The organism is Streptomyces silaceus (assembly GCF_001419745.1).
In the GTDB taxonomy this organism is placed as follows: Bacteria; Actinomycetota; Actinomycetes; order Streptomycetales; family Streptomycetaceae; genus Streptomyces; species Streptomyces silaceus.
Window position 1 is genome coordinate 39,401 of the sequence record NZ_LIRJ01000101.1, and the last position, 20,328, is coordinate 59,728.

Below are 20,328 nucleotides of genomic sequence, written 5' to 3' on the forward strand. Positions count from 1 at the left end.
ATGGTCGAGTGGGAGGAGGATTCGGAGGGGGCACTCGACGGACCAGGGGGCACACGCCTCGGGCGGCGGTACTCCACGGCCGTGGTCGCGGATCCGTTCGAGCGGATCGCGTGGCGTGATACGTACGAGCAGTCGGCCGGACTCCGCGACCTGGTAACGGAGTTGACCGGGCGGCACGCCTACGCCGCCGACCTCCTCACCGACCTCTTCCTGGCCTCCTACAAGACCCGCCCCCGCTTGCGCGAGCGCGCGGAGATGGCACCCTCCCAGCTGGTCAACCACCAGATCGTCGCCTCGCTGATGGAGACCTCGGAGTTCGCCGAGCTGCGCCGGGAGACGGCCGGCGACGCCTACGCCGCCGCCATGGCCGTCCTCGCGCAGGCATCGGCCGTGCGCCGGATGCTGGAGCGAACCCGGGCCGCGCAGGAGCAGGCCGAGCGGGCCGCGCGGGCCCAGCGGCTGGCCGACAGCGCTACGGACGGCGTGGTCGAGGCGCTCCAGTCGGCCGCTGACGCAGCGGACGAGGACGGCTCCTCGTCGGCGCGAGGGCAGCACTTCGGCGACGGCGCCGGGCACACCACACAAGCCGTACGGGAAGCCATCGAGGCCGCCGAGGCCGCGGAGACCGCCGCGCAACAGGCCGCGCAAGGGGCCGCTCAAGCCGTCACGATGGCGGCCCCGGGGCTGCGTGGGTCCGCGCGGGACGCGGTGACGGAGGCCACCGGGGCCGTGCGGGCCGAGGCTTCGCTCATGCGGGCGTGGGGCGTCGGGTCCGGCGAGCTGGAGCGGATGTCGTTCGACGAGCGCGCCCGGCTCGCCGAGCGGTTGCGCACCAGTCGGCTCGCCGAGTGGGCCGACCTGATCGGCCGTTTCCGGCAGATGGCCGAGGGCGAGCGGGCCCGCAAGGTCGAGGGTGCCGCCGGAGAGCTGGTCGGGGTGACGCTCGGCGACGACCTGTCCCGCGTCATCCCGTCCGAGCTGGCGAATCTCGGCCTGCCCGAACTGCGTGCGGTCTTCGCCGCGCGGTACGCCGCCGGGGAGTTGATGCTCTACGACCACCGAGGGGAGCAATCCACCGGCCGGGGAGCCGTCATCGCCTGCGTCGACACCTCGCACTCCATGTACATGGAGGGGCCCGGTGGCGGTACCCGGGAGGCATGGGCCAAGGCGTGCGCCCTGGCGCTCCTGGACCAGGCGCGCCACGCCAAGCGGGACTTCGTCGGCATCCTGTTCTCCGCCGCCGACAAGATCCGCGTCTGCCGCTTCCCGGCCGATGAGCCGGTGGGCATCGACCAGGTGCTCGACTTCGCGGAGACCTTCCTCGGCGGGGGCACCAGCTATCAGACGCCGCTGACGGCGGCCGGTGATCTGCTGGAGGAGGAGTTCGACGACGCCTCCCGAATGCGCGGCGACATCGTGATGCTCACCGACGACGAGTGCGACGTCACCGAGGAGTGGATGCGCGGCTGGAACGACGCGAAGCACCGGCTGGGCTTCCGCGTCTTCGGCGTGGCCATCGGCGCTCCGCCCGCCGCCGAGGCCGGGTCGGTCCTGGACGCGCTGAGCGACAACCTCCGCTCGGTCGAGGACTTCACCGACGTCCACGCCGCCGCCGATCTGTTCCGGGTGATCTGATCGGTTCCGGGTGCTCTGGCGCCCCGGGCCCCTCCCGTCGTCGATCAGGCCGCTCGGGATCAGTCCACCTTCTCGTCGGCGATTCCCCGGCCGTCCGCCTGATCCCCCATCGGTGCTTACCTGGATTTCCGGGATTACCGGCATTGAAGGGCGTTGCTGGCACTACTGGCGATACCGGCATTGCCGACGATCCATCAGCGCTTCACAGTTCCTGTCCAGTTTTCACACCTGGCCATGAGGGGCACGACAGCCCCCGACTGCCCACTCGTTCAACTCACCGGGAAATACACGCTTTTGCCGAAACTGTCTGATGTGTTGACCAGGTGTTGATGGGCTGTTCGCGCAGTTCTCCGAACCACCTGGCCAAACAACTGACGGGTAGGACAGGATATCGTTTGCGGACGGCAGCCAACCGGCTTTGTTTTTCGGCATGTTGGCTGAAAAAGTGTGTCGTCGGAAGTCCGCTGTGATCGAGAGGAAGCCAGGAAGTGCTGATGAGTACGGTGAGACAGATCGGGCCCTCAAGGCGGCCTCGATGCGCCCACTGGCTCGGCTCGCCCACGGCTCCCTCCTTCCGGCCGACCCCTGGGACCGCACGCCGAACCGTGCCGTGGTCCTCGTAGTCGACCCGCTCCCTCACCCGACGGTCCTCCCCCACCAGGCGGCGCATTCGCTCCGGCCGCCCGAGACCGTCCGTGTGTCCGCGCGGCCGTCGAGCGGGCCATCCCCGTTCAGCCGATCGCGGGCGGCGCGTTCCGTGTCGGGCCGTTCGCCCCGTCGGCCGCAGCCGGCACTTCTCCCCGCACGTGTTGCCGTCACTCCGTCCGTTCGGCGGCGCCCGGCTGCCCTGCTCCCCCATTGACACCTGTAAGAGGACGTGATGACAGACCTGATACAGGCCACCTCGGTGGTTCCCTCAGTTCTGGCCCTGGCCGCCGGCGGCGCGGCCTGGCGGTTCTGGGACCAGTACCGGGGCGAGCGCCGTACCGGCGACCGCCTCCGTGAACAGGCCGCGGAGCTCGCCGGGCGCCAGCGCGCCACCGAAGACGTGCTGATGCAGCTCGCGGGCGGTGTGATTCCCGGACTCGGGGCCGAGGCCGCGCGTCAGGGCACCGGCCGCGGGGTCGACATCGAGCTGCCCCCGGCGCTGGTGAACACCGTCCTCGCCCAGCGCCTGACGGAGTTGGCCAACTCCGCGGCGCACACCGTACGCAAGGTGCAGTACGACGCGCAGACCAGCACGAGCGCCCAGATCACCGAGGCGCAGCAGACCGCGCAGGACGAGACCGACCGCGCGCGGGTCTCCGCGCAGGAGTCCAGCCGCGCCGCGGTGCGCGCCGTGTCCTCCGCCATGGTGGGCATGGCGTCGAAGCTGAGCCAGCGGGTCAGCCAGGGTGTGCGGCGGCACGAGGGCGACGAGGCGTACGAGACGCTCGTCGGCATCGACCACCCCACGCAGCAGATGCTGCTCGTCGCCCAGAACTACGTGGTCCTGTCCGGCGGCAAGCTGTCGCGCCGGTGGCCGGCCACCCCGATGACCGATGTGGTGCGGGCCGCGATGGGCAGCATCGAGGAGTACGAGCGGGTCGAGCACCAGGAGCTCGACGTCGCGGTGACGAGCCGGGCCGTCGGGCCCATCGTCCACGCGCTCGCCGTACTGCTGGACAACGCGGTCCGCTACTCGCCCTCCACGGCCCGCGTGCACGTCGCCTTCCAGGAGGGGCACCACGGAGTCTCGGTCATCGTGGACGACGCCGGTCTGCGCATGAACGACGAGCAACTCACGTGGGCCCGGGCCATTTTGACGGGTGCTCAGCGCGACGACATCAACCAGCTCGGCGCGCACCCGCAGACCGGTCTGCGGGCCGCCGCCGCCCTCGCCGGGGACTACGGTTTCCGGATCGACGTCGAGGCTCCCAACCCGTTCGGCGGGACCCGCGTCTACATGTTCGTACCCAAGAGTCTGCTGACCTCCGCACCCGTGCCCAAGCCCCGTTCCGCACCCGCGCCCGCACCCGCAGCCACTCCCGCGCCGGCGCCCGCGCCCGCTCCGGCACCCGTCGCGGCGGTGCCCGCCGAGCCGGTCGCCGAGCCCGTCGCCGCGCCGCGCACCACCGCCAGCGGGCTGACCGTCCGGACGCGGACGCGTCCCACGCCTCCCGCGGCCGAGCGGCCGGCCGCCCCCTCCGAGGACACCGCGGGCCCGGCGGCCCCGGCCCCGGGCCGTCCCTCCATCGCCGCCGCCTGGGCCAAGGGCACGCGCAGCGCGCGTACCCCGGACCCGTCCACCACCACGCACGAAGGAGCCCAACCGTGACCACCGGCAATGAACTTGGCTGGCTGCTGGACCGTTCACTGGGGACTCTGGAAGGTGTCAGGCACGCGGTCCTGATGAGCTCCGACGGTCTGCTGCACTCGCGTACGTCCGACATCGAGCAGGACGACGCGGAGAAGTTCGCCGCGATCACCGCCGCGGTCCGGGCCGCCGCGCTGGCGTACGACCAGGAGACCGGCGGCGGGGGCACCCGGCAGGCGCTGATCGAGCTGACCAACCACGTGGGTCTGATCACCCAGGCCGGCGGCAACACCATGCTCTCCGTGCAGACCACGGGTCCGGACGCCGACATCGGCCTGATCACCCATCACATGCTGGAGCTGGCCCAGCGCGTCGGTCACGAGATGAAGGTCGCCCCGCGGCAGCCTTCCGTCGAAGGCCTCCCGACGACGTGAGCGGGCCGCGGCGAGACCCGGACCTGGTCAGGCCCTACGTCCGTACCGACGGGCGTACGCGTGCCCATCCGGATGTGCGCCTGGAGACCGTGGTGCTCGCCGCGAGCGGCCCGCGCGAGGGTCTGAGTGCGGACGCGCGGCGGGTGATGAGCCTCTTCGGCAACGCCAGGGGCGGCGGTCTGGCGGTCGCGGACATCGCGGCCGCCCTGGAGTTCCCTCCCTCCACCGTCCGCATCATCGTCTCCTCCCTCATCGACGAGGGACTGCTGACCCGGCCGGTCCCCGCCGGCGAAGACCAACCCGAAACCGATCTGCTCCAGGAGGTACTGCGTGGTCTCCGCGCCCTCGTCTGACGGCCTCATCTATGTGCCCCCCGGCGTGACCCGCTCCGCGAAGATCGTGATCTCGGGAAGTTTCGGTGTCGGCAAGACGACGTTCGTCGGGAGCGTCTCCCAGATACCGCCGCTGCGCATGGAGGAGCGGATCACCCAGGCCAGTGCGGGAGTGGACGACCTGGCGCGGACGCCGCGCAAGACGACCACGACGGTCGGTCTGGACTTCGGGCGGCTGCACCTGAGCGACGCCCTCGTGCTGTATCTGTTCGGCACCCCCGGTCAGGACCGCTTCCGCCCGCTGTGGGCGGGGCTGACCGAGGGTGCGCTCGGGGCGCTGGTGCTGGTCGACACCCGCAATCTGGAGGCCTCCTTCGAGATCCTCGCCCTGCACGAGGCGCAGGGCACGCCCTACGCCGTGGCGATCAATCTGTTCGACGGCGCCCCGTACTACCAGCTGGACGAGATCCGTCAGGCCCTGGACCTGGACCCGCACACGCCGCTGACGACGTGCGACGCGCGTGAGGGCAGCTCCGGCGTCATGGCCCTGATCACCCTCTGCGAGTACCTGTCCGACCTGAAAGCACCTGCCTTGGAGCCGCGCCCGTGACCAGCCCGACCACGATCCCCGAGGCGCCGGTGCGCCGGATCGCCCTGTACGACGCCGAGTTCGCGGCCGATCCGCACGCCGCGTACGAGCGCATGCGGGCCGAGTTCGGACCGTTCGTCCCGGTGGACCTCGTCCCCGGGGTCCCGGCGACCCTCGTCATCGGTTACTCCCAGGCCCGGCGGATCCTCAACGACCCCCTGCGCTTCCCGGCCGACCCGCGGGTGTGGGAGCAGTCCGTTCCGCAGAGCTGCCCGGTCCGTCCCATGATGGAGAGCCGCCCCAACGCGCTGCGGTCCACCGGTGCGGCGCACACCCGCTACCGGTCGGCGAACACGGCCGCGATCAACGGCGTCGACCAGCACGAGCTGCGCACCCTCGTCGAGCAGGTCGCCGATGCCACGATCGCCGAGTTCCGGGCGGCCGAGGGCGCGGACCTGCTGGTCCAGTACGCCTGGCCCATCGCCTTCCGGGTGCTGAGCGCCCTGCTCGGCTGCCCCGACGAGATCGGCCGCCGGATCGCCGACGGCATGGCCAAGATCTTCGAGGGCGTGGACGCCGCCAGCGGCAACGAGATCCTCTCGCAGGCCGTCGCCGACCTGGTGAACCTGCGCCACCAGCAGCCCGGTGACGACATCACCTCCCGGCTCCTGGCGCACGCCGCGCAGCTCGACGACGTCGAGATGGCCCATCAGCTCGTCACGCTCTACGGCGCCGGCATCGAACCGCTCACCAACCTCATCTCCAACACCGTCCTGAAGATCCTCACGGACGACCAGTTCTCCGGCGATCTGCACGCCGGCGGCTCCTCGGTCCGCGAGGCGCTCGACACGGTGCTGTATACCGACCCGCCCCTGGCCAACTACTGCATCAGCTATCCGCCCAACCCCGTCGACGTCGACGGGTTCCTGCTGCCCGCGCACGAGCCGGTCGTCATCTCGATGGCCGCCTGCAACAACGATCCCGTCCTCGGGGAACAGCGCATCGCCAGCAATCGCGCGCACCTGTCCTGGAGCACCGGCCCGCACGCCTGCCCCGCGCGTCCGCACGCCTACCTCATCGCCGAGACGGCCATCACCCATCTGCTCGACGCGCTGCCCGAGATGGATCTCGCCACGGCGCCGGGTGAGCTGACGTGGCGTCCCGGGCCGTTCCACCGGGCACTGGCCGCGCTTCCTGTCGTGTTCCCCGCCGCATCAGCCTGAAGGGACCTCCGCCATGTCCTCGACCACGACACCGATCACGCTCGACCCGACCGGGTTCCGCGCCCACGACGAGCACCGGGAGCTGCGCAAGCACGGCAGCGCGGTCCGCGTCGACATTCTCGGCGTGACCGCCTGGTCCGTCTCCGATCCCGCTCTCCTCAAGGAGTTGCTGACCAGCGCGAACGTCTCCAAGGACGCGCGCGCCCACTGGCCGGAGTTCCAGGAGACGGTCCAGCGCTGGCCGCTCGCCCTGTGGATCGCGGTGGAGAACATGTTCACCGCGTTCGGCGCCGACCACCGGCGTCTGCGCCGCATGGTCGCCCCCGCCTTCAGCCACCGCCGCATCACCGCCCTCCAGCAGAACATCGACACCATCGTCACCGGCATCCTCGACGACCTCGCCGCTCTCGCCCCCGGTGAGACGGTCGACCTGCGCGAGCGCCTCGCCTACCCGCTGCCGATCGCGGTGATCGGCGACTTGATGGGCGTACCGGCCGGCCAGCGGGACGCCTTCCGTCAGGTCGTCGACGGCGTGTTCGACACCACGCTCACCGCCGAGCAGTCCGAGGCCAACACCGCGGCCCTGTACGGGGCGCTGCAGAAGCTCATCGACTCCAAGCGCGCCGAGCCGGGCGACGACATGACCTCGCTCCTGATCACCTCGCGCGACACGGACGAGGAGGGCGGCCTGTCGGAGGACGAGCTGCGCGACACGCTCCTCCTGATGATCAGCGCCGGGTACGAGACCACGGTGAACGTCATCGACCAGGCGATCACCCAGCTGCTCACCCACCCCGACCAGCTCACCCTCCTCCGGACGGGCAAGGTCGACTGGAACGACGCCGTCGAGGAGACCCTCCGCTTCGAGCCGGCGGTCCGGCATCTGCCGCTGCGGTACGCGGTGACCGACATCGAGCTGCCCGACGGCCAGACCATCGCCCGGGGCGAGGCGATCCTCGCCTCCTACGCGGCGGCCAACCGGCACCCCGACTGGCACGGTGACAGCGCCGACGCCTTCGACATCAGCCGCCCGCTCAAGGAGCACCTGGCCTTCGGGCACGGCGTCCACTTCTGCCTGGGCGCCCCGCTGGCCCGCATGGAGGTCGCCACGGCCCTGCGCCTGCTCTTCGACCGCTTCCCCGACCTGGAACTCGCCGTACCGATCGAGGAGTTGCGGCCCCTGGGCTCCCTGATCAGCAACGGCCACCAGACGGTGCCGGTCCGGCTCGGACGGGGCACCGCCTGAGCCTGCCGTGACCCGAGCAGACCGGGGTGCGCCCTCGGCCTGCTCAGGCGTGGACACGATGTGTGGCCGCTTTTGAGGAATGCGGTGCCGCCGACGCCGGTTGCTGCAGAGCATGAAGGCTATTGGTGTGGAAGAGTTCGGTGGTCCGGAGGCTCTGCGGGTGCTGGAATTGCCCGTACCCCAAGCCGGGCCCGGCGAGGTCCGTATGCGTGTGCATGCCGCCGCCGTGAATCCGACGGATGTGCTTCTGCGTACCGGTGGGCACGCCGTTCGCATGCCCGACCGGCGGCCCCCGTTCGTACCCGGTATGGATGCCGCAGGTGTGATCGACCAGCTCGGGCCCGGGGCCGATGACCGGCTCGCCGTGGGCCAACGGGTCGTCGCCATCGTCATGTTCGCCGGTCCGCACGGCGGGGCCTACGCCGAGCGGATCGTGGTTCCCGCCGCATCCGTGGTCCCGGCACCCGAAGGCGCCGGCTTCCCCGCCGCGTCGACCCTCCTCATGAATGCCATGACCGCCCGCATCGCCCTGGACGCGCTGGCCGCACCGGCGGGCGGGACGATCGCCGTGACCGGGGCGGCCGGTGCCGTCGGCGGGTACGCGGTGCAGCTCGCCAAGGCCGACGGCCTCACCGTGATCGCGGACGCCGCCCCGCACGACGTCGACCGGGTGCGGGCGTTCGGCGCGGACCACGTCGTCGAGCGCGGTTCCGATGTCTCGGCCCGTATCCGCGCGTTGGTGCCCGACGGCGTCGCCGGTCTCGTGGACGGCTCGATGCAGACCACCGAGGTCGTGGCCGCCGTCGCCGATGGCAGAGCGGTCGCCGAACTCCGGGGCTGGCAGGGCCCGGCCGAGCGCGGGATCCGCGTCCACCCGGTGATGGTGACGGACGGCATGACCGACACCGAAGGACTCGACAAGCTTCGTCGACAGGTCGAGGCGGGAGTCCTGACGCTGCACGTCGCCGACGTGCTGCCCGCCGAGGAGGCCCCGAAGGCCCACCGCCTCCTCGAAGCAGGCGGCCTCCGCGGCCGGTTGGTGCTGGACTTCTCCTGACGGCCGGCGACGGCACGCACGGCTGACAGCCCTGTGCGGCGGCTTCGTTAATGTGCTCGGGTGAGCACCGATCTGACCCTGCTGCCGCGCGTCGCCCATCGCGGGCAGGAGGTCACCGCACCCCGGCTGTGCGCCCTTCTCGCCCTGCTGGCCACGGATCTGCGCGCGGGGTGCAGCGTCGGGCGGATCGTCGAGGGGCTGTGGCCGGAGGCGCTGCCGCAGCGGCCGGGAAAGGCCGTGCAGGTGCTGGTGTCGCGGGCGCGCGCACAGTTGGGCGCCTCCGTCGTGGTCGGTACGCCGGTCGGATACCGGCTGGCGCTCACCGAGGAGCAGGTCGACAGTTCCGCCGTTCTGCTGTTCGCCGAGACCAGTGCGGAGCGTGCGCGGGGCGGGGACCACGCGGGGGCGCTGGCCGCGGCCGACGCCGGGCTCGCGCTGTGGGAGGGCGTCCCGGACGTCGTCGGCAGCGGCACGCCCGGCGATCCGGTCGTGGCGTTGCGGGCCGCGCGCGCTCCCGTACGCGATGCGCTCGTACGGGCGCGGGGGCTCGCGCTGGCCCGGCTCGGACGGCACGCGGAGGCCGCCGGGCCGCTGGCGACGGCGGCCGCGCGCCATCCGCGCGACGAAGAGGTGCTGGCCGAGTCGCTGCGGGGCCAGGCCGTCACGGCGAGTCCGTCCGCGGCGCTGGAACGGTACGAGGCCTACCGCCGTGAGCTGCGCGACGAACTGGGGACGGACCCGGGCCCCGGACTCCGGGCCGTGCAGCGGGAACTGCTGGGCGGCGGGGCGCCCGTGGTGCGGCGCGGCGTGCTCCAGGAACCCAACCCGCTGCTCGGCCGGGACCAGGACGTGGCCTCGGTCGTCCAGCTGCTGCGGGATTTTCGGGCCGTGACCGTCGTGGGCACAGGAGGGCTCGGCAAGACGCGGCTCGCGCATGCCGTCGCCAGGCGCGCCGGGCGGCGCGCGGTGTACTTCGTGCCGCTGGCCGGCGTCACCGCCGACGAGGACGTGCCCGCTGCGGTGGCCTCCGCGCTCGGCGCGGGACGACACGCTCCGGGGCGCCCCGGCGGGCCGGTCGTCCACGGTCCCGCCGATCCGGTCTCCGGTGTTCTGGGCGTGGTCGGTCCGGGGCCCGCCCTGCTCGTACTCGACAACTGCGAGCAGGTCGTCGAGGGCGTCGCCGACCTCGTCCGGGCCCTGGTGTCGTCGTCCGAGGACCTGCGCGTGCTGGCCACCAGCCGGGCTCCGCTGGACCTGCTGTCGGAATCCGTGTACGCGCTGGGCGAGCTGGGGCTCGACACGGCGGTCGAGCTCTTCTCGCAACGGGCCCGGGCGGCACGCCCCGGCGTGGAGCTGCCGCCGGGCGCAGTGTCCGACCTGTGCCGTCACCTCGACGGCCTGCCGCTCGCCGTGGAACTGGCCGCCGTGCGCGTACGAGTCCTGTCGGTCGCGGAGATCGCCCGCCGCATCGGCGACCGGTTCGCCCTGCTGCGCGGCGGGCCACGGGACGTACCGGAGCGGCATCGCACGCTGCACGCCGTCGTGGAGTGGAGCTGGAACCTGCTGGGCGAGGACGCCCGCGCCGCGATGCGCCTCCTGTCCGTCTTCCCCGCCGGGTTCTCCGGCGAGGCCGCCGAACGGGTGTGGGGCCCGGACGCGCTGGGCGTACTGGAACAGCTCGCCGGTCAGTCACTGCTCACGGTCACGGACACCCCGGCCGGAGTGCGGTTCCGGATGCTGGAAACGGTACGGGAGTTCAGTGCGGCCCGCCGGGCGGCGGCAGGCGAGGACGAGACAGCCGTGGCTCATCTCCTGGCGTGGGCACAGGACTTCGGGCTCGCGCATCACGAGTCGCTCTTCGCACCCCGGCTGTCCGCCGAGCGCTGGGGGCGGATCAGGGCCGAGCAGGACAACCTGGTCCTGGCCCTCCGGCACGCGCTGGTCCGCTCGGACGGCCCCACCACGGCCGCGGTGACCGCCCTCCTCGCCGCCTTGTGGTCCACCGACTCCAACTATCCCCGCCTGACCGCCCTCGCCTCCGCCACCGCTCCCCCGCTCTCCCACTACCGCCCCGACCCTCCGTACGTCGAGGCCGCCCGCACCGCGGCGGTGCTCTGCGCGGCGGGCCTGTCCATGAGTTCGGGACCGCGCCACCCCGGCGTCCTGCGCTCGCTCGTCACCCTCCGCCGCCTGCCTCCCGCACGGCCGGACACTGCTGTGCGTGCCTTGGCCGTGGTCCTCGCGGCCGTCCCGGAGACGGTGCCGCCCGAGCACCATGTGCTGCGCGGGCTCTGCGCCGACGCGCGGCCGCTGGTCGCCGGGATGGCCGAGTGCGTGGCCACCTACGTCTGGGAGTACGAGCACGACGTGACCCGCGCGATCGCCGCGGCACGGCGCACGGTCGACGCACTGGTGCCGGGTGCCCCGCAGTCCTTCCAGGTGGTGGCCCATGCACGGCTGGGTGAGCTGTGCCTGCGGACGGAGCAGGGCGAGGTCGCGTACCGGCATCTGACCGCGGCGCTCGACGTGCTGCCGCGTCTGGGCGACGAGCACGACGCCATCGGGATCCGCCGGGGCCTTGCGCTGGCCTGTCTGCAGCGCGGAGAGGCGGACGAGGCGGAGTGCTGGCTGCGGGACGCCGACAGCGGTGCCGCTGTCACCGCTGGCGTCGAGGGCGGCGGTGTTCCGCGGCAGGACGCCTACTACAGCCCCGGCCTCGGTGAACGCGCCGAGGTCGCTCTCGCCCGCGGACGGACGGAGGCCGGTCTGGGGCTGTGGCGCACGGCGGTGGAACAGCTGACGTCGGCCGGTCCGTCGCGCGGGGACGGGGAACGGCTCGATCCGTGGGAACTGGAGGTCCGGTCGGTGGCGGTGACGGCTCACGCGCACGCCGGGCGGCCGGAGCTGGTGACGGAGTCGGTCGGCCGACTGGAGCGGCAGCTGCGGGACCTGCTTCTGGGCCCGGCCGGTACGCCCATGGATCTGCCGGTGGTGGGGACGGTTCTGCATGCGCTCGGCATGGCGGGGCTCGCGGCCACGACCGGTCGGCGAGCCCGCCCGGTACGGATGATCGCGCTGGCCGAACGGCTCCACGTGCTGCGGCAGTTCCAGCCGACGATGTCCACGGCCCGTGCCCGTGAGGCCGCCCGGAACGCCGACGCGGCGGCGTACGCCGAGGCCGTGTCGGCGTACGCCGCTCTGGGGCGGGCGGAGTTGGGCGAGGCGGCCCGCGCCCTTATGCCGGATCGCGGTTGAACAGGGACGTGGACCAGACGTATCCGACCGCGGCCAGGACCAGGCACCACGCGAGCGTGAGCAGTCCGTTGTGACCGATCTCCGTGCCGAGGAGCAGGCCGCGCAGGGTCTCGATGGCCGGGGTGAAGGGCTGGTACTCGGCCACTGGCCGGAACCAGCCGGGCATCTGGTCGACCGGGACGAAGGCACTGGAGATGAACGGCAGGATGACCAAGGGCACCGCGTTGTTCCCGGCCGCCTCGCCGTTCGGGCTGATCATGCCCACCGCGATCGCGACCCAGGTGAGCGCCACCGCGAGCACCACCATCAGCCCGAGCGCGGCCAGCCACTCCAGGGCGGAGGCATCGACGGAACGGAAGCCGATCGCCACGCCGACCGCCCCGACGAGGACCACACTGGCGACCGCTTGCAGCACGCTGCCCGCGACGCGTCCGATGAGCACCGATCCACGGTGGACGGCCATGGTGCGGAACCGGTCGATGATGCCCTCGGTCATGTCGTTGGCCACGGACACGGCGGTACCGACGAGGGTCGTGCCCAGTGTCATCAGCAGGATGCCCGGAGTGAGGTAGGCGACATAGGCCGCGCGGGAGGTCGCCTCGGCGCCCCCGTCGGCCGTACCGCCGGCGGCGATGCCGGCGCTCATCACGTCGCCGAAGACGTACACGAAGAGCAGCAGCAGGACGAGCGGCGTGAGCAGGAGGTTGAGGGTGAGGGAGGGATAGCGCCGCACGTGCAGGAGGTTGCGGCGCAGCATCGTGGCCGAGTCGCGCACGGCGAGGGAGAGGGCACTCATCCGGCGGCCTTGTGGGACGGGGCGGTCAGGGCGAAGAAGACGTCGTCGAGGTCGGGCGTGTGCACGGTCACCTCGTCCGCCTCGGCGCCCGCCGCGTCCAACCGGTCGAGCAGGGTGCGCAGTTCGCGCTGGCTGCCGCCTCCGGGTACCTGGAGGACGAGGGAGTCGTCGTCCCGCGCGCTGCCGTGCAGGGCGGCGGCGGCCGACCGGTACGCGGCCGGGTCGGTGAAGCGGAGCCGGACGTGTCCGCCGGGGATGAGGCGCTTCAGCTCCTCGGCGGTGCCTTCGGCGGCGATCCCGCCGTCGTTCAGGACCGCGATGCGGTCGGCGAGTTCGTCGGCCTCCTCCAGGTACTGGGTGGTGAGGAAGACGGTGACGCCGTCGGCGACCAGCTCGCGGATGATCTGCCACATGCTGTGGCGGCTGCGCGGGTCGAGCCCGGTGGTCGGCTCGTCGAGGAAGATGATCCGCGGGTCGCCGACCAGCGTCATGGCGATGTCGAGCCGCCGCTTCATGCCGCCGGAGTAGGTGGCCGCGGGCTTCTGCGCGGCCTCCGTCAGGTCGAACCGCTCCAGGAGCCCGGCGGCGACCCGCCGCCCCTCCCGCCTGGACAGGTGGTTCAGGTCCGCCATCAGGAGCATGTTCTCCTCGCCGGTGATCAGACCGTCGACGGCGGAGAACTGCCCGGTGACACCGATCGCGGCCCGTACCGTCCGGGGATCCGCCCTCAGGTCGTGTCCGGCGACGCGCAGGGCGCGGGCCTCGGCCGTGACGAGGGTGGAGAGGATCTTGACGGCGGTGGTCTTGCCCGCGCCGTTCGGGCCGAGCAGGGAGAAGATCGTGCCCTGCGGCACGGCGATGTCGATCCCGTCCAGGACCACCTTGTCCCCGTAGGCCTTGCGCAGCCCCCGGGCCTCGATGGCGAGCGGGGACGGCGGGGATGTCGTCTTCGTTGTCATGCCGCAGAGGGTGGGGGATGACGGATTCAGCGCGGTTTTACGAGGGTTTCAGCGCGCGCCTGCAGGACACCCTCCACCTCGTGGACGACGAACGCCGCGATCCGTGGGTGCCCTCCGCTGGGGCCCGGGAGCTGATGGTGTCCGTCTTCTACCCGGCCCGGCGCGGCGACGGCAGCGGCGACCGTGCGCCGTACCTGGCGGCCAAGGAAGCCGCCCCCCGCATCCGCGCCGCCGCCAACCTGGACGGCACGTTCTTCGCCCCGGTCCCGTCCACCGGCACCGGCCGCCCCGTCCTCATGCTCGGTACCGACAAGAAGCACCACCCCCGGGCCGACGACACCACCTGGCTCCGCGAATGGCGTCGGCTGGACGGCTGGAAGCGCTGGTTCACGGTCGCGGACTCGGGCCACTTCACCTTCACCGACCTGCCGGTACTGGGCGGTCAGCTCGGGATGACCGACCCGTCGGCCCCGCTGTCCGGCACGCGCTCGGGACAGATCACCAACGGGTACGTCACGGCCTTCTTCGACCGGCATCTCCTCGGTCGGCACCGCCCCCTGCTGGACGGCCCGTCGAAGGACGACCCTGAGGTGACGTTCCACTCGCCCTGACGGCCGACACACCGTGCGCCACCAGGGATCAAGCCTCTTCGGCACCGGCAAGAGCATGATCGAGCCACTTCGGATCCCGCCCGATGAGTTTTCCCGGCCGCGGCGGTCTCATCATCGTCAACCGCTTCGGAGGAGTCACATGGAACAGCTGCTGAGGGTGCAGAACTTCACCATCTCGCAGGACGGCTTCGGCGCCGGGGAGGGCCAGAGCCTGGAGCGGCCGTTCGGCCACGCCGACCCCGGGAGCATGTTCTCCTGGGCGGGGGCGACGGCGAGCTGGCCCGGACGCACGGATCCCGGCGGCAGCCGCGGTCTCGACGACCACTTCACGCGCGACTACGCCCGCAACATCGGTGCCGAGATCATGGGCCGCAACAAGTTCGGTCCCCAGCGCGGCCCCTGGACCGACCACGAGTGGCAGGGCTGGTGGGGCGACGAGCCCCCCTTCCACACCCCCGTCTTCGTGATGACCCACCATCACCGCCCGTCCTTCACGCTCTCCGACACGACCTTCCACTTCGTCGACGGCACCCCCGCCGACGTCCTCAAGCAGGCGCGGGAGGCGGCCGAGGGCAAGGACGTCCGGCTCGGCGGCGGGGCCACCACGATCCGGGAGTTCCTCGACGCCGATCTGGTCGACACCCTGCACGTCGTCGTGTCGCCGGTGACGCTCAGCTCGGGCACCCGCCTGTGGGAGTCGCCCGACGAGCTACTCGACCGCTACCACCGCGACGTCGTGCCCAGCCCCAGCGGTGTGACCCACCACCTGTTCTGGCGGCGCTGACGTCAGGGGCGGCCCCTGTGCCGAGGGCAGCCCCTCACCCTCGTACGCCGTCCCCGCTGCCGTAGGGCGCGTACAGGTCGAGCAGGCGGATCCTGGCCGCCTGCAGACGGTGTGCGAGGACCCGGCCGACCCACTGGCCGACGACCGCGCCGAGCGCGGGGTCGTCCTCGCACATCAGCCGGACCGCCTGCGCGTCGAACTCGTCTGCCCGTACGGGGCTCTGCGCCGCCGCGCCGAGCTGCCACACGTACGGCGGGAACAGCCAGGACCAGCCGACGAGTTCGCCGTGCCCGAGGGTCTCGATCACGGGTGCGCGGCGGCCGGGTACGTGCATGTCCAGCGCGATCGATCCGGTGCGGACGATCCAGAACCGGTCGGCGTGCCCACCCTCCTCGAAGAGGCGGGTGCCGGCCGGGAAGGACACCTGTCGCGCGATCCTCATCAGGCGCTCGCGGTGCACCGTCGGCAGGGCGCTCAGCATGGTCGTGTTGCTCATCTTCCGCTCCTTTCCAGCGCAGCGCTCCTCTTCCGGCGCTCCGTCTTCAGGGGTCCGTCTTCAGGGGTCCGTCTTCAGGGGTCCGTCTTCTGTTTTCTGCCGAGGCCCTCGTCGCCGTCGTCCGATCCCCGAGGGCCTCGGCCGCTTCGCCCCCGTCCCTCAGGTCCTGCGGCCGCTCCACCTCGGCCCGGTCAGCTCCCAGGCCCGGTCCCACTCGGCCATCCTCCGACGCCGGGACAGCGCCCGCACCGCGAGCCACGTCCCTCCGCCGAAGGCCGAGACCGTGAACACCGTCCCGACGCCCGCGGCCGTCGCGGCACCCCAGAGCTCGTCCTCGTCGAAGGGTGCGGAGGTGACCCGGCCCCGGGCGTCGAGCCACACGTCGGCCCTGCTTCCGGCGGGGGCTCCGGCCGCCGCCTTGACCGTGGCGGTGCGGGTCCTGGTGGCGTGCGTCGCGCTGTCGCGTTCGGTCCAGCGGACGGTCACCAGACGGGTGCCGCGGACCTCGGTGCCGTCGGCGCCGACCGCGGGCGGCGGGGCGTCCGTGATGAGGGTGGCCCGCACGACGTGGCGTTCGGCCCGTTGGCGTTCGGCCTTCGCCTCGGTGCTGTCGTACGTGGCGGAGCCGACGAGCGCTCCCGCCAGGGGCACGCCGATCAGTGTCACCGCTCCGAGCAGCAGCGTGGTCCACGCCTCGACGACGTCGCTGCGGCGGCGCAGCGGGTTGCGCCGCCAGCGCCATCCGCGGACCCGGGTGCCCGGTCGGCCGGCCATGGCGTCAGTACCCCTCCGCGCGGCCCGCGAGTTCGCTCTTCAGCGTGGCGGCCACCCGCCGGGACCAGTCGGCGATCTGCTCGAAGTCGCGGTAGTCGCCGCCCTTGCCGGACTTCAGGATCATGCGGGCGATGTGCCCTTTGGCGCCGTCCCGCAGGCAGCCGCCGAAGGTGACGTGCTCGTGGGCGCCGACCACGGTGAGGACGCGGTGCACCGCGGGCACGGGTGCGATGTCCCGTTCGCTCGCCGAGGCGTCCAGCGGTCCGCTGCTGAAGAGCCACACCTCCTTCTTCACCAGCACCCGGCGCCGGCGGCGGACGAACCGGCGGGCGTCCTTGTGCCAGCGGCCCGCGTAGAGCGGAGCGCCGAGCACCACGGCGTCGTACTCCTCGATCCGGCCGGCGTCGGCGGCCGGCCGCAGGTCGGTCGCGATGCCCTCCTCCCGGAGGGTCCTGGTGATGGTGCCGGCTATCTCCGCGGTGGACCCGTTCTTCGTCGCGTAGGCGACGAGCATCCTGCCTGTCATGGCGGATGTCTCCTCTCGGTCTCGGAGTCAGCGCAGTCGCCGCAGATAGGGATCGTGGGCGTCGCGCGGCAGGAGGCGTACGCGGGCGTCGAGTGCCGTGACGCCGCCCGGCCACGCCAGGACGGGGTTGAGGTCGGCCTCGGTGAGCTGCGGCAGGTCGCAGGCCATGCGCGAGAGCCGGTGCAGCAGCTGCTCGATGCCTTCGAGGTCGACCGGGCCGCTGCCGCCGTGCCCGAAGAGCAGCGGGGCGCAGCGCGGCGCGGTGATCAGGTCGTGGACGTCGAGGTCGGTGAGGGGCGCGAGCCGCGCCGCCTGGTCGGCGAGCACTTCGGTGGCCGTGCCGCCGAGGCCGAACAGGACGAGCGGCCCGAACACGTCGTCCTGGACGACGCCGGCGCACAGTTCCGTGCCGCGCTCGGCCAGCGGCTGGACGACGACACCGGTGAGCAGGCCCGCGAACCGGATCGACAGGTCCCGGAACGCCGCCCGCACCTGGGTGTCGCCCTGGAGGTCGAGGTGGAGGGCGCGCTGCTCGCTCTTGTGCAGCAGTCCCGGCCAGTGCGCCTTCATGACCACGCGGCCGTCGGGCCGGCGCAGCCGCTCCGCGGCGATGACCGCGTCGTCCTCGGTCTCGGCCCAGGCCCAGGGCAGTTGGGGGATGCCGTAGCAGCCGAGCAGTTCCGCGCAGGTGCGCGGGCCGAGCCAGCCGCCGTCGGGGTGGGCGGTCAGGTGGGTCTCGACCACGGCGCGGGCGCGGGGGGTGTCGACGTCCCCGGGGTCGGGGACGGTGCCGGGCGGCCGGGCCAGCCACTCGGCGCGGCGGGCCGCGTGGGCCAGGGCGGAGGCGGCCGCCTGCGGGTCGGCGTACGCGGGGACGGAGCCGCCGCCCGTGCACGGGAGCAGCTGGACGGGGACGTCCTGGTCGAGGCGGACCGCGGCGACCGTTCGGGAGCGACGGCCGGGGGCGCAGGTCAGGGCCCGGCAGAGATCGTCGCCGGTCGCCGCGGCGACCGCGGTGGGGACGAGGACCAGGAGGACGGCGTCGGCGCAGCCGTCGCGCAGCAGGCGGTCCACGCAGCGCCGCAGCTGTTCCTCGGTGACGTCCGCGCGGGCGTCGACCGGGTTGGCGGTCGTCGCTCCTTGGGGCAGGACGGCGGAGAGGTCGTCGACGACGTCCATGGGGAGGGCCGGGAGGGAGAGTCCGGCCTCCGCGCAGGCGTCGGCGGCGAGGACGCCCGCGCCGCCCGCGTTGGTGACGACGACGACACGTCGTCCCGCGGGGACGGGCTGGGCGTGCAGCAGGGCGGCGGTGGCGAGGAGGTCGCCGATGCTGCGGGTGGCGGTGATGCCCGCCTGGGTGAACAGGGCCTGGCGCGTCATGGTCCGGGTGGCGGCCGCGGCGGAGTGCAGGGCGGCGGCGCTCCGTCCTTCCCGGGTGCGGCCGACGTCGACGGTGAGGACGGGGATCCGCCGGGTGACCCGGCGGGCGGTGCGCGAGAAGGCCTGTGGGTTGCCGAAGGATTCGAGGTGGAGGAGCGCCAGGTCGGTGACGCCGTCGCTCTCCCACCACTGGAGCAGGTCGTTGCTGCTGACGTCGTACTTCTCGCCCAGCGACACGAAACTGGAGATGCCGAGGCCGAGCCGGGAGAGGCCGCCGAGCATCGCGATGCCCACGCCACCGGACTGGACGGCGACCCCTGTCATGCCGGGCCGCGGGTGCCCGGCGGCGAACGTCGCGTCGAAGGAGAGATCCGTGTCGATGGTGGCCACGCCGAGGGAGTTGGGCCCCACGAGGCGCATGCCGTACGTACGACATGCGGAGAGCAGCGCCTCCGCCTGCCCGGGACCGAGCCCGCCCGTGATGACGACCAGTGCGCGAACTCCCGCCTTGCCGCACTCCTGCGCGGTGGCGGCGAGCAGGGCGGTGGGCACCGCGAGGACCGCCAGGTCGGGCACCTGGGGCAGTGCGGCCACCGAGGGGTGGCAGGGGACGCTCAGGAGCGAGGTGGCGTTGGGGTGGATGGCGTACAGCTGCCGGTTGTAGCCGCCGGTGCGCAGGTTGCGCAGGACGGCACGGCCGACCGAGCCCGCTTTCCGTCCGGCCCCGATCACGACGATCGACTCCGGCCGCAGGAGGGGGCGAAGGCTCGCCACTCCGGCGGTCCGTCCGCGCGTCTCGACCGCCGTCAGGTACGTCTCGCTGTCGGCTCCGGATCCCGCTTCGTCGGCGACCTCGTCGAGCTGGATGGTGCAGTGCACTGCGGGGCCCTCGAAGTGCCGGGCAGTGTGCAGTCCGAGGTCGGCGACGACCTTGAGGATCTCGTGGTTCTCGGCGAGCGCGTCGGCCGTGAACGCGGTGATGCCGTCGGCGCGGGCGGCCGAGACCAGGTGCTCCAGGAGCAGGGTGCCGATGCCCCGGTGGTGGAGGCCTGCCGCGACGGCGAGGGAGATGTCGGCGGTGGCGGGCCGGGCGGCGCGGGTCGGCGGCCCCGCGGCGCGGGTCGCCTCCTGCTCCGGGGTCCGCTCGTACTCGCCCAGGCCGACGATCCGCCCTCCGGTCTCGGCGAGCAGCGCGCGGTGTCCGGGGCGGGACGGGGCGCAGGCCCGGTCGGAGGCCTGTGCGGGGGACGGGTGGCGCGCCCCGGAGAACTTCAGACGCAGGCGCTCCGGTGGTATGTGCGCGTACAGGTCCTGGAGTTGGCTGTGGTCGCCGGCTTGGACGGGGCGGATGCGGGCCGTGGTCCCGTCGGCGAGCAGGGCGTGCACGGCTCGTGGTGAGCCCGCCGGGGTCCGGTCCTGTTCCGCGTCCCGGTCACTGCTCCTGTCCATGTTCGTGTACGTCGCCGGAGCGAGGTCCTCCGCCTCCGCGCCCGGAGCCGAGTCCTTCATCGCGGGCCTCCTGCCGCAGTCGCCCTCCCCCTTTCGTGTCGAGGATCGGCCCTGCCGGGCCCGCCAGACAGGGGCTGACCGGGCGCACGCCGGGGCCGATCGGCCCTTCGCGGCGGCATCCGGCGACGGATGGGGCAGGGAGAAACGGAGGAGGCGGAGGACGTGTCGATGGGCACACTTCGGCGAGGAGGCGCTGCGCAGGATGCCGTACGCGTCGGCGTCCCGAAGTACCGACGTACTGGCGCAGGAGCGGGGGCGGCGGTCGTCGGTGCCGGCCATCGGCCTCGGCCCATGGTGCAGTGCCGCCCGGCGCCGGGTGGTTCGGGGCGGTCTCTCCGGCGCAGGGCGGTCTCCGACGCCGGGCGGTCTCCGACGCCGGGCGGTCTTTCCGGCGCGGGGCGGTCTCCGACGCCGGGCCGTCGTCTA

17 protein-coding genes are annotated in these 20,328 nt (G+C 72.7%); 11 read left to right on the forward strand and 6 right to left on the reverse strand.

Annotated features, from left to right (window positions below; all coding sequences use genetic code 11):
- The 9 genes from AOK22_RS11860 (at window position 1) to AOK22_RS11900 (ending at window position 12,067) form a co-directional block, all read left to right on the forward strand.
- Entirely contained in the window at window positions 1–1,635 is a 1,635-nt protein-coding gene (locus AOK22_RS11860; RefSeq protein WP_055698562.1) for a VWA domain-containing protein, read from the forward strand.
- Between the two features lie 880 nt (window positions 1,636–2,515).
- Complete coding sequence (locus AOK22_RS11865) at window positions 2,516–3,952, forward strand: ATP-binding protein (RefSeq protein WP_055698563.1); 1,437 nt, start codon at window positions 2,516–2,518, stop codon at window positions 3,950–3,952.
- Complete coding sequence (locus tag AOK22_RS11870; protein WP_055698564.1) at window positions 3,949–4,365, forward strand: roadblock/LC7 domain-containing protein; 417 nt, start codon at window positions 3,949–3,951, stop codon at window positions 4,363–4,365. The genes AOK22_RS11865 and AOK22_RS11870 overlap by 4 nt, the downstream gene beginning before the upstream one ends.
- Entirely contained in the window at window positions 4,362–4,718 is a 357-nt protein-coding gene (locus AOK22_RS11875; RefSeq protein ID WP_107101921.1) for a DUF742 domain-containing protein, read from the forward strand. The genes AOK22_RS11870 and AOK22_RS11875 overlap by 4 nt, the downstream gene beginning before the upstream one ends.
- Window positions 4,719–4,743: 25 nt before the next feature.
- Window positions 4,744–5,307: a GTP-binding protein gene (locus AOK22_RS11880; RefSeq protein ID WP_237773152.1), complete on the forward strand. Its 564-nt coding sequence runs from the start codon at window positions 4,744–4,746 to the stop codon at window positions 5,305–5,307.
- Window positions 5,304–6,509 carry a cytochrome P450 family protein gene (locus AOK22_RS11885; RefSeq protein WP_055698566.1) on the forward strand — a complete coding sequence of 402 codons (1,206 nt, stop codon included), beginning with the start codon at window positions 5,304–5,306 and terminating at the stop codon, window positions 6,507–6,509. The genes AOK22_RS11880 and AOK22_RS11885 overlap by 4 nt, the downstream gene beginning before the upstream one ends.
- 13 nt (window positions 6,510–6,522) lie before the next feature.
- Window positions 6,523–7,755 carry a cytochrome P450 family protein gene (locus tag AOK22_RS11890; RefSeq protein ID WP_055698567.1) on the forward strand — a complete coding sequence of 411 codons (1,233 nt, stop codon included), beginning with the start codon at window positions 6,523–6,525 and terminating at the stop codon, window positions 7,753–7,755.
- Between the two features lie 112 nt (window positions 7,756–7,867).
- Complete coding sequence (locus AOK22_RS11895; RefSeq protein WP_055698568.1) at window positions 7,868–8,812, forward strand: NADP-dependent oxidoreductase; 945 nt, start codon at window positions 7,868–7,870, stop codon at window positions 8,810–8,812.
- Between the two features lie 60 nt (window positions 8,813–8,872).
- A complete protein-coding gene (locus AOK22_RS11900; protein ID WP_055698569.1) occupies window positions 8,873–12,067 on the forward strand; it encodes an ATP-binding protein in 3,195 nt (1,064 codons plus the stop codon).
- Here AOK22_RS11900 and AOK22_RS11905 read toward each other — a convergent pair.
- Window positions 12,048–12,863, reverse strand: a complete 816-nt coding sequence (locus tag AOK22_RS11905; RefSeq protein ID WP_055698570.1) for an ABC transporter permease — start codon at window positions 12,861–12,863, stop codon at window positions 12,048–12,050. The genes AOK22_RS11900 and AOK22_RS11905 overlap by 20 nt on opposite strands.
- Window positions 12,860–13,822 carry an ATP-binding cassette domain-containing protein gene (locus AOK22_RS11910; protein ID WP_055698571.1) on the reverse strand — a complete coding sequence of 321 codons (963 nt, stop codon included), beginning with the start codon at window positions 13,820–13,822 and terminating at the stop codon, window positions 12,860–12,862. The genes AOK22_RS11905 and AOK22_RS11910 overlap by 4 nt, the downstream gene beginning before the upstream one ends.
- Before the next feature lie 80 nt (window positions 13,823–13,902).
- Between AOK22_RS11910 and AOK22_RS11915 the strand changes: the two genes are divergently transcribed.
- A complete protein-coding gene (locus AOK22_RS11915) occupies window positions 13,903–14,433 on the forward strand; it encodes a hypothetical protein (protein WP_208606390.1) in 531 nt (176 codons plus the stop codon).
- Window positions 14,434–14,572: 139 nt separating this feature from the next.
- Window positions 14,573–15,217 (forward strand): dihydrofolate reductase family protein, encoded by a 645-nt coding sequence (locus AOK22_RS11920; RefSeq protein ID WP_055698572.1) that lies wholly within the window; start codon window positions 14,573–14,575, stop codon window positions 15,215–15,217.
- A gap of 34 nt (window positions 15,218–15,251) precedes the next feature.
- Here the strand turns inward: AOK22_RS11920 and AOK22_RS11925 are convergent, their stop codons facing one another.
- The 4 genes from AOK22_RS11925 to AOK22_RS11940 all read right to left on the reverse strand — a co-directional run bounded on the left by AOK22_RS11925 (window position 15,252) and on the right by AOK22_RS11940 (window position 19,902).
- A complete protein-coding gene (locus tag AOK22_RS11925; RefSeq protein WP_055698573.1) occupies window positions 15,252–15,713 on the reverse strand; it encodes a Crp/Fnr family transcriptional regulator in 462 nt (153 codons plus the stop codon).
- 159 nt (window positions 15,714–15,872) lie between these two features.
- The gene (locus AOK22_RS11930; RefSeq protein WP_055698574.1) at window positions 15,873–16,487 is read right to left on the reverse strand and encodes an Rv1733c family protein; all 615 of its coding nucleotides are present in this window, start codon (window positions 16,485–16,487) and stop codon (window positions 15,873–15,875) included.
- A gap of 4 nt (window positions 16,488–16,491) precedes the next feature.
- Window positions 16,492–17,013 carry a flavodoxin domain-containing protein gene (locus AOK22_RS11935; protein WP_055698575.1) on the reverse strand — a complete coding sequence of 174 codons (522 nt, stop codon included), beginning with the start codon at window positions 17,011–17,013 and terminating at the stop codon, window positions 16,492–16,494.
- 27 nt (window positions 17,014–17,040) lie between these two features.
- Complete coding sequence (locus AOK22_RS11940) at window positions 17,041–19,902, reverse strand: bifunctional acetate--CoA ligase family protein/GNAT family N-acetyltransferase (protein ID WP_244164748.1); 2,862 nt, start codon at window positions 19,900–19,902, stop codon at window positions 17,041–17,043.
- Window positions 19,903–20,328 lie beyond the last annotated feature (426 nt).